The following is a 13,687-nucleotide window of genomic DNA, read 5'->3' as shown; positions in this document are numbered from 1 at the left end:
TAACTTATTATTTAACCTGAGGTTTGCTTAAGAAGGGGACTCAGTGCCTGAGGCACGATCAAAGTTTTTGCTAGATAAAACAAAATCGTGGAGATCCTCAGGCATATCTAATTTAGAAGAACTTTACTGCGGCGTCGATGACTTTTGCCAACAATTTATTCCTCTCTGGCATCAACAGTTAATTGAAGTTAGTCATGTCACTTTGGTATTCTTAAAAGAAAAAACCCGCTGTTAGCGGGCTTTTCATGGTTTTGATAGAGGGATTATCTTACGAGTGTTTCGACAGCTCACGCCGAGCCAATTCAGCCAAGAATCCGCTGCGGCTATGATACTCACGATGTGAGTTCACGTATTCATCAATTCTACCCAACAAAAGTTGGGGCATAGTAATGTTTAGCTTGATGGCTTTTCCATCGTATTTAGTTAAATCCATGTCAACATAAGCCCAACTGCCGCCGGTGCAATCTTCATTGCTTAGATGGTCAGCAACAGTTCTGGCTTGTACTGGAGCCTCACCCTTTTCGCTCATGTATTCAAAATAAGTATCTAATGCGTTTTGAGCATCGCTAATAGCGTCGTCAATGGTATCGCCAGCAAAGTAACATCCGATCACGTCTGGCACAAAACCGGAAAACGATCCGTCGTCAGCCTGATGTAAATAAATAGGATATCTCATGCTTACACCTTCTCTTTGATTAAAGAGCGGCCTTTCAACCGCTTAATTAAGTTATTTCAGTCCTGCTTGTTTAAGTATTTTATTGAGCGTCCCGACCGCCAAATCTTTGCGCGGATGCGGAATTACTATCGGGCTGGGTTCCCCTGATTTATCGAAAACATGATGCGAACCATTGGCTCGCACAAAATTCCAGCCAACCGCTTTGATTTGCTTTATTAGTTCATCGCTAGACATTATCCCTCTCTTTAATCAAAACCAAGAGAATGATAGCACCCATCATACCCACCATCAACACCAATACCCATGATGGGTATAAGAAATATTGTTCGGGTAGCCGACTATTTTGTCACTCACAGGTTTAGAACGCGAATAACTAGCATTACTCATTATAAACCTGGATTAAGACCTAGCTCAATTGATGGCATTTAAACCAATTCTCCCTAGCTTAATTCCGGAAGCGCGGGTTACTTGGTGCTCTGTTACGAAATTGACTATTATCACCCTTTTTTATAGTAAGAAGATGCTTTAAAAATATTCTCACGACTAATTTTTTCCAACTTTAAACTCGTTCCATGGAATATGTAGAACATCACAGTCATATATTTCCTGAATGGTCAACGCAGTCTTTTTCATTGAAGGAAAAATACCAGAAAAAATAATTTCATTGAAGTAAAACCACGCTGTTCATCTATATTCTCCCTATTTATAGAAATTTTAAAAATAATGTCGAAATATTATGTTTATTATTGAGTCATATATAAAAATAAGAATGTGAAAAAAATTTTTATGATCTAGTATATAATTGTTAATTTTAATTGGAGGTTTTAAAAAATGGCTACATATCATATTTATAGACAGGAAGGCTTTACTACCAGATATGCGAAAGCTGGAGTGCCCGTTAATCAGGTAAGTATATTAACAGCTGATCATACGCAAACACCTGCATCTACAGACCCTTCATTTAAATGGGTATTCAATAATACTTCTGTGCCTGTGGATGGAATGATTACAACTATTTCTCAACTGGATACAGATTTGTATTGGGTACACGGAGGTGTTTTTACTGCTGGAAGGAAAAGTTATATGGGCATTGAGCTCGCGTATCAACCTCCCACAAAATCAAAATTACAAGTAAGACTAAAGAAATCAGGATTTGGATTTGGACAAAGTTATGACTTATATTCATTAGACAATGAATATATTATTATTGTATATGATCCTATTAAGGAGCGTCATAGAATTTGTCTTTCTGCTGATCCTGATCCTGCTGGCTATCGTCCATGGTCTTTTAATCAAGTAACCTGAGGTTTGCTTAAGAAGGGAACTAAGTGCCTGAGGCACGATCAAAGTTTTTGTCAAATAAAACAGAATCGTGGAGATCCTCAGGCATATCTAATTTAGAAGAACTTTACTGCGGCGTCGATGACTTTTGCCAACAATTTATTCCTCTCTGGCATCAACAGTTAATTAAAAATGGCTTGCTCAAACGTCGCCGCGACGCTTCCCTTTCTCTCAGTGAAGTCATGACGCTCCTCATTGAGCATCATTAGCATAAACCACCAGCCAATCCGGTTGACGCCGGGCATGATCAATCAGCCGTTTAATTACCGGTACGATCTTCATCGCATCCGCCTCATTGGCGAGTAATCCTGTGACAAAATCGTTCAGCATGTCAATTACGATCAACGCTTTCATTCGTTTTGTCCTTTAAATTTATTTGTACAAAAACAATTGCAGTGACTTGCTTCCACCACTAAGTTACAGACAATTCTGACAAGATTTTCTTATGATTAATATTAGCTCATGAAACTGGGATGGCCGACTTTTTAGCTGTTCTAGCAGCTAATAATAACGCCAATAACCCCTATTATCTTGACACATGACATTACAGGGTTATTATAACTCCACAAAGACAAAACAAGAGAACGGGAGGATGGATAGCAGAAACGCGATAGCAATGATAGAAGCTGACGGATGGTATCTGGTGAAGGTTAAAGGCAGTCATCATCAGTTCAAACATCCGACCAAGAAAGGACTGGTAACGGTAAAACACCCACAAAAGGACATACCTTTACCAACATTAAAAAGTATCCAAAAACAGACGGGGCTTTAGCCCACTTCTTGGAGGTGTAAATGTTATATCCAGTTGCCATTGACAAAGGTAATTCATCCTTCGGCGTCCGTGTCCCAGATATCCCAGGTTGCTTTTCTGGCGGAGATAATTTTACAGACGCGATAGAAAGCGCCCGTGAAGCAATTGAAGCGCATATCGAATTGCTGGTTGATGATAACGAAGTAGTACCAGAAGCGACCAGCGTGGAAAACTACCTGACAAACCCTGAATATATGGGGGCAATATGGGCATTAGTTGATGTAGATATTACCCGATTATTGGGGAAGTCAGAAAAAATCAACGTCACTCTTCCATCATTGCTGATCCGCCGTATCGATCAATTCGTCGCAAGCCATCCAGAATACGGGAGTCGTTCAGGTTTTTTATCACATATAGCAGCAGAAAAAGTTATTGGTAGAGCCAAAATCTAATACATCTGAAGTGTCAAATTATTGACAATATGCTGACTTTATTCTAATAAAACACCGCCATAATAGTTTCCACAAATAATCACGGCCCTGAATAAAATAGTTTATCCAGGGCCACTTAATAACACGGTGATTATTTCGATGGTGTCAAAGAAAAGGTCAACGTCTCCAACGGCTGGAGGGTAATCAACGCTGTTTTATTGACAAACTTCGGTACCGAGCTGTTCTCGCCATAATCGATATTAACGTCATATACCGAAGGTTGATTATCCGGTAATTCAAGATCGCTTTGCAGATCCAGATAATATTGTTTCACTTCATCAGATGGATTGCGCAAAGTAATAATCGACTTTTTCGGACTCCAGGCTCCCCAACCATACACCACTAGATCGGTGGGATCTTTACCAATCCAATGGGTATCAAACAGCACATCTTTATTTTCCTCTGACCATTTCGCCGCATTTGCCAGCGTATCCCAATCCTCTGTGGTCAACAGTTCAGGCGTAACATACATCTCCTGTAACTGAGTGCCACTGCCAAAATAGCTCCAAACCTGATCGGCAAAATCTTTAGGTGACTGTTTATCCAGATGCTTAGCCTGTTTAGCATAAACAATACCATGCAGCATCAACGAATTCAGTGGGAACAGCGGCCCATTTCTTACGACATTACGATAAGTTTCCGCATCACGATAGGTAAGCCACTGCTGCACTTTGGAACCTTTACCGTAAAACCCCACATCATAGCCACCACGCCAAATAGAATCGGCGAAAAATAGCCAGGAAGGCGTAGCTTTGGTGCCCGTGGTCAAGTTGATAAACAGATCATTTCCTGTACCGCGCATATCTTCAATAAGATGGATAGCGGCATCAAAATCACTGGTGAATGAACTCCCTTTAATCACGCGATCAGCATTGCCGGTACCATCTAGCTTAAACATGGATACATTTTGTTGTTGAATCAGGTTGAGTACCCGTTTGTGGAAATTGGCGTAGTAATTAGGGCCTGAAAGCGCAAATCTGCCATCTATCACTTCATAACCAAACTCCTCCGCATGGGAAACACGTTGCTCACCAGGTTTACCATAACCGCCCCAAGGAGAAAGCCAAATACCTAAACGAGCACGATATTGATCTGCTGCCAATTTAAGATTTTTGAATTCATGAGGAAATGCCTGACTAAAACCCCAATCTCCTTTGAGGTTATCCCAACCATCATCAAACAGATAACCACCCAACTTCACACCGCGCTTAGTCACCAACTCCTGTCCAAACTGATTGATACGGGTCAACGCCTCTTGTTCAGTATAAGGAGTGAAGAAACCAATATCGTACCAAGAGTTGTAATGTAGGTAAGGACTATATTCACGCGGACGAGCGTTGTTCAAAAATTCATTGACGTTGCGCCGCAATTGCCCTTCCTGATAAACACCAATATACGTCTTATAACTTAACGTTTTCCCCGCTTCTAACGGGATAGAGAGTGCAATTTTTTGCGAAGTGTTCCCTTTATAAGCCTCAGTGTTAATCAATGGATTACCGGGAACAATAAAAAAGCTATCGCTGATAATCGGTGAACTGACGATAGAGCCGTGAACAAAAGCGGTTTTAGTGTGAAATGGTATCAACGAGACGGCACTGAGCTCCAACGCGTTTTCCTGCGGTGTAATGGTGATTTCAAACGAGCCGTACTTATCTTTACCCTCCACAGTAATTATATTGCTTACCTGAATGTCGCCATGTTTCAAGGAAACAACAATACGATTGTGCTTTTTGCTGATATCAGTAATCTGAAAATCTTTAGCCGTGAGCTTTTCTCCTGATTTCAACGTGATTTCAAACAGACTGTCAATAATGATTTGATCGTGGTTTTTAGGATTTTCAAATTTTAGTTGCGTCACTTTACCGTGTTCATCGCTAACCGCGACATGGTAATTGTCACCCACCAATCGCCAGCTATCTGCCCAGGCTGGAGCGCCATACAACACGGAACTGGCTAATAAACTCAACGTAATTTTATTTAACGTTCTTATTTTCACAGCAGTTTCCTTATAGTCAGAATGAAAAAACAGAATCTTCACGAATACAGCTTGCCTGTACTGCCACAAATCCGGATCTTCTCTTCTACTACTACCTGCATAGCCTGTTTTCCCGGCGCGATATATTTACGTGGATCATTCGCATCTGGATGCTGGATGAAATAGCGCTTTACCGCATCAGCAAAAGCAATTTTCAGATCGGTCGCCACATTGACTTTACATACGCCAAGACCAATCGCCTGCTGTATCATCACTTCTGGAATACCCGATGCGCCATGCAGCACCAACGGAATATCCACCTGTTCACAAATTGCTGCTAACCGATCAAAATCCAGATGCGGTTCACCATGATACAAACCATGCGCAGAGCCAATCGCTACCGCCAGAGAATCAATACCGGTACGGGCAACAAAGGCTTTTGCCGCCAGCGGATCGGTAAAAAAACTATCGGCATTGGAGACCTGCAAATCATCTTCCTGCCCGCCTAGCCGCCCCAATTCCGCCTCAACGCTAACATCGTAACGATGGCAAAATCGTACCACCTCAGCCACCTTACGAATATTCTCCTCAAAGGGTAAATGCGAGCCATCAATCATCACTGAACGGACACCTGCGGTCACTTTATGGCTGATATCCGCCAATTCCTCATGATGATCGAGATGCAATGCCAGTGGCAAATTGTGGCGGCGAGCGGCATCCTGACAGATTGACACTAGGTAGTCAGTCCCCGCATAACTGAAAGTACTCGGCGTACCCGCCAAAATAACCGGTGATGCCAGGCGGGCAGCGGTTTCCGCTACTACCTGGACAGTCTCCAGATTATGGACGTTGAAAGCGGGAACCGCATAACCTTCACGTAGGGCCTTTTTCAGCATTTGACGACTGGAAATCAGGTACATACAAGCTCCTTAAATGCCATCCAGATTCAGGCTGTCATATCGCCGTTTCTGTTGTTCATGCCACAGGCTGGTCAATCCCCGCCGCCCACATTCCAACGCCATATCACGAAAGGTTTCCAAGGTTATATCTTCACGATCCAGCATCATCTCTACCGCCAATTGCATATTAGTCCCGGTGATAACTTCATAACATGGATTAGCTATTGCCAGTTGCGCTGCCTGCCGAAATGGTGATCCACCCAGTAAGTCACTGAGAATAATGACACCCTCACCACTATTACAGGCAGTACAGGCCGCTTCCAACAACACCAACAATTTTTCAGAACTGATCCCTTCAGGAAAATCGACGGCACAACACTGGGGCTGTTGTCCTACGACCTGCTCCACCGCCTGCAACAAACTACTGGCGAAATGCCCATGACCGGTGATTACAATACCTAACATGCCATCTCCTCAGTGCGCTTGTTAAAGAAAACCAACAAATTTACCCACAATGCCGATCACCACCGTCAAACCAATCAACTTGACCGGGGAAAATCCTCTTTTCATCAACCAAAACACCAGCAGGGTGAAACACAACGGCAATAAATTCGGCATCAGTTTATCCAGCACATCCTTTTGCAACGCCACACTGGCCTTACCGGCGTTGACCACCACCGGTGTCGAGAGATGAACATAGGAAGCCACCAATGCTCCGATCACCGTCATTCCCACGATTGATGCTGCATGGGAGATCTTTTTGGTATGTTTTTTTAGCAATACCAACGCACTGGTTCCGGTACGATAACCATAATGCGCCAGACCAAAACGCAAGCCAAAATGTACTATATTGAACAGCAACAGAAATACGAGGGGGCCAAACAGACTGCCTTGTAGCGCCAGAGATGCCCCAATCCCAGCGCAGATGGGTAACAACGTCAGCCAGAACAACGCATCACCAATCCCGCCCAGCGGCCCCATCAACGCGACTTTCACGGCACGGATAGTAGAAATTTTCTCTTTATTCCGTTCCATTGCCAGCACCAACCCGGACAGGAAGGTGACATCAAACGGATGCACATTGATAAATTCCATATGCATCTTCATAGAATTCGCCAGATCTTGCGGATCTTTATGGATCTTACGCAGACCAGGGATCAAGGTGTACAACCATCCCCCCGCCTGCATACGCTCATAGTTAAATGATGCCTGTAACAACAGGGAGCGCCACGCCATACGATTCAGATCGCGGTTAGTCAGCTCTTCACCCGGTGTACTGTCCTGATAATCATCCTGCTCAACCTGACTGGTTGCCAGTGCCTGCGCCATCCTTTTCTCAGCTTTAGCCGCCATAGCCGCATCGGTGTCGTTAAATGCCATCTTCCATCTCCTGAGACTGGGGGGTAGGTGCGCCGCGTTCAGTCGCATCTTCTATACGGGAACGGTTAAAGAAATCAATTAATGCGATCGCCAATGCGCCAAGTGCTACAGCGATAATCGGCATATTAAGGAACGTGACCGAAATAAAGCCCAGAATGAAATAGGCTATATAGGTCTTTTTCATCATGATTTTCATCAGCATGGAAAAACCGATGGCAGGCATCATTCCGCCGGCAACGGCCAACCCATCCAACAACCACTGCGGCGCTTTCCGCACCATGACGCTGGCGGCGTCGGCACCAAAATAGACCGGCAAAAACGCCACAATAAAGTAGAAGCAAAACAGAATGGTGATACCCAGATAGTTCACACGTTCCACACCGCGCCAATTCAACGCTTTCACCATCTGATCGCATTTATGCATCATGGGTGAGAACAGGGTAAACAGCAGCGTAATGCAGCCTTGTACCGCAATGGAAAATGGTACCGCTATACCAATCGCCACTTTAGGATCGGCCTGAGTCAAAATGGCAAATGCGGTACCAATCACCCCGCCAATCACCACATTTGGCGGTTGAGCGCCAGCCAGTGGCACCATTCCCATCCAGACCAGCTCCAGTGTCCCACCCACCAGCAAACCCGTCTGTACATCCCCTAAAATCAACCCAACCAGCGGGCCAATCACCACAGGGCGGTGAAAATGGGTCAATCCATCAAACAGATCCACTCCCGCCAACCCGGCCAGTAATCCAATCAATATCGCATCAATCAGCATAACTCACCTCTTTAGAACAACAATTTATCGATAAGCTCTCCCGCTTCATCTGGTACCCGCCGTATCTCGCAGGTAACACCCAGTTGCTCTAGTTCACGAAATACCACTACGTCACTATCATCAACCGAAACAGTCTTATGGATCTGGCGCTTCCCTTCCGCAAAATGCATATTGCCCACGTTAACAAATCGGATCGGCACTCCCCCCTTAACCAGCGTCAGTACATCTTGCGGTGTTTTACAGACGATAAAAATTTTCTGGCGTTCCGCCGCTTTATGGATCACATCAATGGTTTTTTGCAGGGTGAAATAACGAGTCTGAACCCCATCGGAAACCACCATATCCATCAGATTTTGCTGCATCAAATCACCGGCAACGTGATCGTTAGCCACCAATACCAAATTGGCCCCCAGTGAATTGGTCCAAGTCACACCGACTTGACCATGCACCAACCGGTTATCAATTCGGGTCATTAAAATATTCGGTATCGACATAATCACTCCTGCTTACATGCTGTTCTTTGTGAATAAGATGGGAGATAAGGATAAATTTCCACCCCCTTCACCACACGGTTGACCTCCCCTGTTGGGCATGGATTGTCTGGCGTGATACCCAATGCCAGCGAGGTTTCAAACGCTAACATCTGCAAAAACATCAAATAGGGAAAAAGCAGCCAGAGATCATCTTGTTCACTGTTAATCGCTGTAAATCCTTCCCCCGGCGTGCCACTCAGAGCAACAACCTGACGCGCCAGTCCGTCATGATTCAGTTCATGCCACAAATCGAGATCATAACGACGGCGATACTTATCAGCAGAAAGCATCATGACCACCAGCGTATCGCGTTCGATCATAAACTTCGGCCCATGACGCACTCCCATCGATGAATCGTAACGGGTGGCGATATACCCGGCGGTCAGCTCCAGCATCTTGAGCGCCCCTTCTTCGGCTATACCGGTAAAACAACTGGAGCCCAGACACATCATGCGCTTAAAACCGCTGCGTGCCAGCCGTTTAGTCTGTACCTGCCACTGTCTCCACTCACGCTCGCACAACTCAGCCATCGCCATCAGTGACGCACCACTCTGTTCCAACGTTAACGGCCCCAGCAGCAACCCTGTCGCCAGCGTCATACAACTGAAACTGGACGTCATGGCAAAACTCTGGTCATGAGAATCCTGCGGCATATTCAATGAGCAGACATGAGCGCGTCCTTCGGCATAACGTGCCAGTGCACCATCGGGATTGCAGGTCAGCATCAGGTGATAACAGCGTGGTAATATCTGATCCGCCAGTTTTACCGCTGCCACGCTCTCCGGACTATTGCCCGATCGCCCATAAGAAATCAGCAAGGTTGAACGTGTTGGATCGAGGTATTGCAAAGGAGAAGGCACAATGTCCGTGGTGCTGTACGCGACTACATTCAGTCCACACTGCTCACGCAACCAAGGCGCCAGCGTGCGCCCGATAAACGCGGAGGAACCTGCGCCACACAACACTATCTGTAACTCTGGATCAGATAATAAAGGCTGCAAAAAGGGTCGCCACAACGCTTCCTCACATTGCAGATTTTGATATAACTGACGCCAAAGCTCAGGTTGTTGATGAATTTCTCTGGCAGTATGCAATGCATGATGCTCACGCAACCAGACTTTGGTATAGGAAAATAGCTCATTCATGCTAAAGCTCCTTGTACCTCTGGCTCACAAGCCTGCGCGTAGCTCAAGAGCACAGAACGAATTTTATCCAATACCCAAGCGTATGGGTCATTATCCAACCTTCCCGCGTTAACCGCCTGCGCCTGCTCTGGTAGGTATTGACTCAACAGAGAAAGAGAAACCGGGCGACAACGCAGGTTATCCATCAAGGTATTCACTGCCTGTTGTATCCGCGGATGCGGCCAATAGTAACGAGCGCGATCACTCAAACTGTATTGACGATCAATAAACTGTTGATGCGGTGTACCGTGGTAATAGCGGTTCCAGTGCTCCGGCTGCTCAAGCATAACCTGTTCTAGCGTGGCACACAGATGAGCCGCTCCCTGTTCCCCATTCCATTCACCATCGATCTTATCAAGTGCGAAAAGCGCCTCACGCAGAGCAAAAGTCAACGCTGGACCGACTTTCAGAATGGCAAAGTGATCGCGTACCAATTCACGGTAAGCTTGCGCCGTTTGATAATCAGTGGAATGGGCTTCATAAACTAGATAGGGCTGAGATTCGATATATTGACTGAGTGCCATGGCACGTTCAGGTTGATAATGTTCGATATGATGGTGATCGAACTCCACACCCGGTTGCACCACCAGCGCAATCACTCGCGGCCATACCGGTTCCAGCCCGGCCAATCTCCAAGCTTGTTGATGTACATTCAACGTTGTGGCCGCTGCCTGCGGTGTCGTGACTTGCATTCCTTCCAACGCTTCTTTAGCGCCGCCCGGGACCGGCACTTCGGTACCTATCACATAAACCGGCGGTTCTCCCCCCACCAACTGCCAACAACGTTCTGCCACCTGACACAAACGAGCTGCACGTACCGCAACCTCCTTGTCACCCAGCGGCGTTGGATCATCCAAGCAGGACATTGAGCAATCGAGATGTATCTTACGAAACCCCGCCGCCACATAATCGTGTATCAACGTTTCAGCCAGTTTCATTGCCTGTTCAGCGGGACGATCCTGCCAGGCATTTGGTCCAAGATGATCGCCTCCTAGCCAGACACGATCACGCGGCAAACCAATGCGATCGGCCTGTTGCCAGACGGCATCCCGGAATTGAGCAGGTTTCATCCCGGTATAACCACCAAACTGATTGACCTGATTAGACGTTGCTTCAATCAGTACCGAGGTCTTACGCTCTTTAGCGACGCGCAAAGCACTCTCCAATACCCAGGGATGAGCAGAACAGACCGAATAGATCCCCACTGCTTCACCTGATTTGTGACGACGGATAAGTTGTAATAGTGACTGCATGGTGTCTCCCATGCGGGCAAGAATCTCGGTAAGAACTATTCGTCGGCAATAATCACATCCACGCCGAGTTCAATTAATGCCCGCCTGTAGTTATCGGGGATCCGGCTGTCAGTAATCAGCCGATGAATCTGTCCGGCCTGACGGATCAGGCAAAAACTTCTGCGCCCAAATTTACTGGCATCCGCCACCGCGATAATTTCATGCGCCACCTCACACATTACGCGATTAAGGCGGGCTTCACCGGGGTGTGGCGTGGTTATCCCTGCTTCCAGATCAAAACCATCGACGCCAAGAAATAGGGTATCAAAACGATATTGACGCAATTGCTGTTCCGCAGCCGGACCATAGAGCGAGTAGGAGTTCTGACGCACACTCCCGCCAAGCACCATCACCTCCATCCGGTCAAACCCCGCCAGTTCATAGGCGATATTCAACGCGTTGGTCATGACGACTAAATCACGCCGTTCTTTAAGAAATGGTACTATTTGCGTGGTAGTCGAACCGGAATCAAGGATCAAGGCATCACCATCCTGAACAAACTGTGCTGCTCTGGCCGCAATGCGCGATTTCACATCACGATTCATCCGGCCTTTATCTTGCAAGGGGCGATCAAAGGCGAATTGCTGATTCAACATAGCGCCACCATAGGAACGTAATGCACAGCCTTTTTGTTCCAGATAACGCAGGTCATTACGGATAGTGACGCTGGAAACCCCAAAATGAGTGCTCAGATGCTCAACACGCACGCTGCCCTCATGACACAGCAGGTCGATAATCTGTTCACGTCTTTTTACCGTGTCCATTGTCATGCTCCTCAGATTTCCAGCGACAAGCTCACGTCGCCTGTGATGAATTGCTTTCTCTCTCTTTCGATTAAATTACAACAAAAGCTATGAAATGAAATTGTGATCGGTGTTGCAGTCTATTATATAGGCAAAATAAGGTGAAAAAAGTTTCGATTAGAAACAAAACGAAAGAAAATATTAGGCTCTATTGTTACTGACTATTTACCCCAAAATCAGCTTTCATCCGCTTTTTTAGTAGAAATTGATATAAAGAAACGAAAGCCTTGGGTTTTCAATCAGCAACCACAAAGTTTTATTTTGTCAGGTGATAGAGATCACAAATTTTGTGATTGGATGTACAAATCCTGATAAAATCCAGCCTGAACGCTCTCACTGTAATTAAGGACACGCCACATGACAAAACGATTTTTGGTGCTGACTGGCGGGCTGCTGCTTGCCGCTTCTCTCGGCGCTCAAGCCTCGAATACACCTGATCAGACCCGTCTGACAAATACTGTTGATAAGACCATACACTCCCTGATGCAGGAATATGACATTCCAGGAATGGCGATTGCGGTGACTTTCCACGGTCAACATTTTTTCTATCAATACGGTGACGCATCAAAAGAGAGCAACACGCCGGTCACCAAAGAGACAATCTTTGAATTAGGCTCGGTCAGCAAAACCTTTGCCGGCAGCCTGATTTCTTGGGCGCAGGTGACGGGAGCCATTTCCCTCTCCGATAAGGCCAGCCAGCATTTTCAACCGCTTGCAGGCAGCGCCTTTGACAACATAAGCCTGCTAAATATTGCCACCTACACCGCAGGCGGCCTACCGTTACAGTTCCCTGATGAGATCGACGGCAATAGCAAAATGGTGAACTGGTATCAGCACTGGCAGTCGAAGTATACGCCCGGAACCTACCGCCAGTACTCCAATCCCAGCATTGGCCTGGCGGGCTATATCGCTGCCCAACGCCTTGGAAAACCTTACTCAATACTGGTAGCAAACCAGGTTCTTTCACCGCTTGGTCTGCATCATGCCTGGTTTAACGTGCCCGCGCAGGAGATGAAGAATTATGCCTGGGGTTATTCAAAAGAGAATAAACCGATTCGTATAAACCCCGGCGTGCTGGATGAGGAAGCCTATGGTCTGAAAGCCAGTGCGCAGGATATGATCGGCTTCGTTGAAGCAAATATCGATCCTTCCCGCATAAGTGATAGCAAGTTGGCACAGGCCATTCGGGCAACCCATACCGGCTATTACCGGGTGGGGGAAATGACACAAGGGCTGGGCTGGGAGCTTTATCACTGGCCTGTTACCCTTGAGCAGGTACTGAGCGGCAACTCGGCGCAGATCGCTTATCAGGCCAACAAAACCACGGAACTGTCGCAGCCGGAGCCGCCAACGGATGCGCTTTTTATCAATAAAACCGGCTCCACCAATGGCTTCGGCGCGTATGTCGCGTTTGTGCCGCAAGAGCAAATGGGTATTGTGCTGCTAGCCAATAAAAACTACCCCAACGAGGCGCGCATCAAAGCGGCCTGGCAAATCCTCAATGCGCTGAAATAACGTGCAATTACGTTAGATACAATGTCTGTTAGCAGCGACAACGCCTCCCACAGGAGGCGTTGTCCATGACAT

The 13,687-nt window shown here is 46.4% G+C and carries 17 protein-coding genes and 1 pseudogene; 5 read left to right on the top strand and 13 right to left on the bottom strand.

Annotation, left to right across the window (positions count from 1 at the left end):
- Positions 1–268: 268 nt before the first annotated feature.
- From D3222_RS12600 to D3222_RS25050, 3 genes are all read right to left on the bottom strand, one after another.
- Entirely contained in the window at positions 269–676 is a 408-nt protein-coding gene (locus D3222_RS12600) for a type II toxin-antitoxin system HicB family antitoxin (RefSeq protein ID WP_036782624.1), read from the bottom strand.
- Between the two features lie 51 nt (positions 677–727).
- On the bottom strand, positions 728–910 hold the full coding sequence (locus D3222_RS12595) for a type II toxin-antitoxin system HicA family toxin (RefSeq protein ID WP_112877036.1): 183 nt from the start codon (positions 908–910) through the stop codon (positions 728–730).
- 309 nt (positions 911–1,219) lie between these two features.
- Positions 1,220–1,309, bottom strand: coding sequence for an S-4TM family putative pore-forming effector (locus D3222_RS25050; RefSeq protein ID WP_232832504.1), 90 nt, complete (start codon positions 1,307–1,309; stop codon positions 1,220–1,222).
- A gap of 198 nt (positions 1,310–1,507) precedes the next feature.
- Between D3222_RS25050 and D3222_RS12590 the strand changes: the two genes are divergently transcribed.
- Positions 1,508–1,981, top strand: coding sequence for a hypothetical protein (locus D3222_RS12590; protein WP_118986479.1), 474 nt, complete (start codon positions 1,508–1,510; stop codon positions 1,979–1,981).
- 83 nt (positions 1,982–2,064) lie between these two features.
- Positions 2,065–2,223 (top strand): annotated as a pseudogene (locus tag D3222_RS26990) (IS982 family transposase); the annotation flags it as partial.
- Here D3222_RS26990 and D3222_RS12580 read toward each other — a convergent pair.
- Entirely contained in the window at positions 2,210–2,371 is a 162-nt protein-coding gene (locus tag D3222_RS12580) for an isochorismatase family protein (protein WP_112877039.1), read from the bottom strand. The pseudogene D3222_RS26990 and the gene D3222_RS12580 overlap by 14 nt on opposite strands.
- A 238-nt stretch (positions 2,372–2,609) precedes the next feature.
- On the opposite strand from D3222_RS12580, the gene D3222_RS12575 reads away from it, so the two are divergent.
- Both D3222_RS12575 and D3222_RS12570 read left to right on the top strand, forming a co-directional pair.
- Positions 2,610–2,789: a type II toxin-antitoxin system HicA family toxin gene (locus tag D3222_RS12575; RefSeq protein ID WP_198672800.1), complete on the top strand. Its 180-nt coding sequence runs from the start codon at positions 2,610–2,612 to the stop codon at positions 2,787–2,789.
- A gap of 20 nt (positions 2,790–2,809) precedes the next feature.
- Positions 2,810–3,220, top strand: coding sequence for a type II toxin-antitoxin system HicB family antitoxin (locus D3222_RS12570; protein ID WP_049583296.1), 411 nt, complete (start codon positions 2,810–2,812; stop codon positions 3,218–3,220).
- Between the two features lie 130 nt (positions 3,221–3,350).
- On the opposite strand, the gene D3222_RS12565 is transcribed toward D3222_RS12570, so the two are convergent.
- From D3222_RS12565 to agaR, 9 genes are read right to left on the bottom strand one after another with little or no spacing between them, the layout of a single operon-like run.
- Positions 3,351–5,255, bottom strand: a complete 1,905-nt coding sequence (locus D3222_RS12565; protein WP_118986509.1) for an enterotoxin — start codon at positions 5,253–5,255, stop codon at positions 3,351–3,353.
- 38 nt (positions 5,256–5,293) lie between these two features.
- Positions 5,294–6,154, bottom strand: coding sequence for a tagatose bisphosphate family class II aldolase (locus tag D3222_RS12560; RefSeq protein WP_118986478.1), 861 nt, complete (start codon positions 6,152–6,154; stop codon positions 5,294–5,296).
- A gap of 9 nt (positions 6,155–6,163) precedes the next feature.
- Positions 6,164–6,598, bottom strand: a complete 435-nt coding sequence (gene agaF, locus D3222_RS12555) for a PTS galactosamine/N-acetylgalactosamine transporter subunit IIA (RefSeq protein ID WP_118986477.1) — start codon at positions 6,596–6,598, stop codon at positions 6,164–6,166.
- A gap of 21 nt (positions 6,599–6,619) precedes the next feature.
- Positions 6,620–7,513, bottom strand: coding sequence for a PTS system mannose/fructose/sorbose family transporter subunit IID (locus D3222_RS12550; RefSeq protein WP_118986476.1), 894 nt, complete (start codon positions 7,511–7,513; stop codon positions 6,620–6,622).
- Positions 7,503–8,288 (bottom strand): PTS N-acetylgalactosamine transporter subunit IIC, encoded by a 786-nt coding sequence (gene agaW / locus D3222_RS12545; RefSeq protein WP_118986475.1) that lies wholly within the window; start codon positions 8,286–8,288, stop codon positions 7,503–7,505. Before agaW ends, D3222_RS12550 begins: the two co-directional genes overlap by 11 nt.
- Positions 8,289–8,299: 11 nt before the next feature.
- Positions 8,300–8,782 carry a PTS N-acetylgalactosamine transporter subunit IIB gene (agaV, locus tag D3222_RS12540; protein WP_198672799.1) on the bottom strand — a complete coding sequence of 161 codons (483 nt, stop codon included), beginning with the start codon at positions 8,780–8,782 and terminating at the stop codon, positions 8,300–8,302.
- A gap of 2 nt (positions 8,783–8,784) precedes the next feature.
- Entirely contained in the window at positions 8,785–9,966 is a 1,182-nt protein-coding gene (locus D3222_RS12535) for an AgaS family sugar isomerase (RefSeq protein ID WP_118986474.1), read from the bottom strand.
- The gene (locus tag D3222_RS12530; RefSeq protein WP_118986473.1) at positions 9,963–11,258 is read right to left on the bottom strand and encodes a D-tagatose-bisphosphate aldolase, class II, non-catalytic subunit; all 1,296 of its coding nucleotides are present in this window, start codon (positions 11,256–11,258) and stop codon (positions 9,963–9,965) included. The genes D3222_RS12535 and D3222_RS12530 overlap by 4 nt, the downstream gene beginning before the upstream one ends.
- A 35-nt stretch (positions 11,259–11,293) precedes the next feature.
- On the bottom strand, positions 11,294–12,067 hold the full coding sequence (gene agaR, locus D3222_RS12525) for a transcriptional repressor AgaR (protein WP_118986472.1): 774 nt from the start codon (positions 12,065–12,067) through the stop codon (positions 11,294–11,296).
- 390 nt (positions 12,068–12,457) lie between these two features.
- Here agaR and ampC point away from each other — a divergent pair, with 390 nt between their 5' ends.
- A complete protein-coding gene (gene ampC, locus D3222_RS12520; protein ID WP_118986471.1) occupies positions 12,458–13,615 on the top strand; it encodes a class C beta-lactamase in 1,158 nt (385 codons plus the stop codon).
- The last annotated feature ends 72 nt before the right edge of the window (positions 13,616–13,687 follow it).

Origin of the sequence: Photorhabdus sp. CRCIA-P01, assembly GCF_003545805.1 — a bacterium.
Taxonomy (GTDB): Bacteria; Pseudomonadota; Gammaproteobacteria; order Enterobacterales; family Enterobacteriaceae; genus Photorhabdus; species Photorhabdus antumapuensis.
The sequence above is the reverse complement of the archived record's forward strand: the minus strand, read 5'-3'. Positions and strand labels throughout refer to the sequence as shown.

Bases quoted from the DNA above. Each gene is read 5' to 3' on its own strand.
- D3222_RS12570 (WP_049583296.1), top strand. From the start codon at position 2,810: ATGTTATATCCAGTTGCCATTGACAAAGGTAATTCATCCTTCGGCGTC.
- agaW (WP_118986475.1), bottom strand. From the start codon at position 8,288: ATGCTGATTGATGCGATATTGATTGGATTACTGGCCGGGTTGGCGGGA.
- D3222_RS12550 (WP_118986476.1), bottom strand. From the start codon at position 7,513: ATGGCATTTAACGACACCGATGCGGCTATGGCGGCTAAAGCTGAGAAA.
- D3222_RS12560 (WP_118986478.1), bottom strand. From the start codon at position 6,154: ATGTACCTGATTTCCAGTCGTCAAATGCTGAAAAAGGCCCTACGTGAA.
- agaV (WP_198672799.1), bottom strand. From the start codon at position 8,782: ATGTCGATACCGAATATTTTAATGACCCGAATTGATAACCGGTTGGTG.
- D3222_RS12580 (WP_112877039.1), bottom strand. From the start codon at position 2,371: ATGAAAGCGTTGATCGTAATTGACATGCTGAACGATTTTGTCACAGGA.
- D3222_RS25050 (WP_232832504.1), bottom strand. From the start codon at position 1,309: ATGAAAAAGACTGCGTTGACCATTCAGGAAATATATGACTGTGATGTT.
- agaF (WP_118986477.1), bottom strand. From the start codon at position 6,598: ATGTTAGGTATTGTAATCACCGGTCATGGGCATTTCGCCAGTAGTTTG.
- D3222_RS12575 (WP_198672800.1), top strand. From the start codon at position 2,610: ATGGATAGCAGAAACGCGATAGCAATGATAGAAGCTGACGGATGGTAT.
- D3222_RS12595 (WP_112877036.1), bottom strand. From the start codon at position 910: ATGTCTAGCGATGAACTAATAAAGCAAATCAAAGCGGTTGGCTGGAAT.
- D3222_RS12600 (WP_036782624.1), bottom strand. From the start codon at position 676: ATGAGATATCCTATTTATTTACATCAGGCTGACGACGGATCGTTTTCC.
- ampC (WP_118986471.1), top strand. From the start codon at position 12,458: ATGACAAAACGATTTTTGGTGCTGACTGGCGGGCTGCTGCTTGCCGCT.
- D3222_RS12530 (WP_118986473.1), bottom strand. From the start codon at position 11,258: ATGCAGTCACTATTACAACTTATCCGTCGTCACAAATCAGGTGAAGCA.
- agaR (WP_118986472.1), bottom strand. From the start codon at position 12,067: ATGACAATGGACACGGTAAAAAGACGTGAACAGATTATCGACCTGCTG.
- D3222_RS12535 (WP_118986474.1), bottom strand. From the start codon at position 9,966: ATGAATGAGCTATTTTCCTATACCAAAGTCTGGTTGCGTGAGCATCAT.
- D3222_RS12590 (WP_118986479.1), top strand. From the start codon at position 1,508: ATGGCTACATATCATATTTATAGACAGGAAGGCTTTACTACCAGATAT.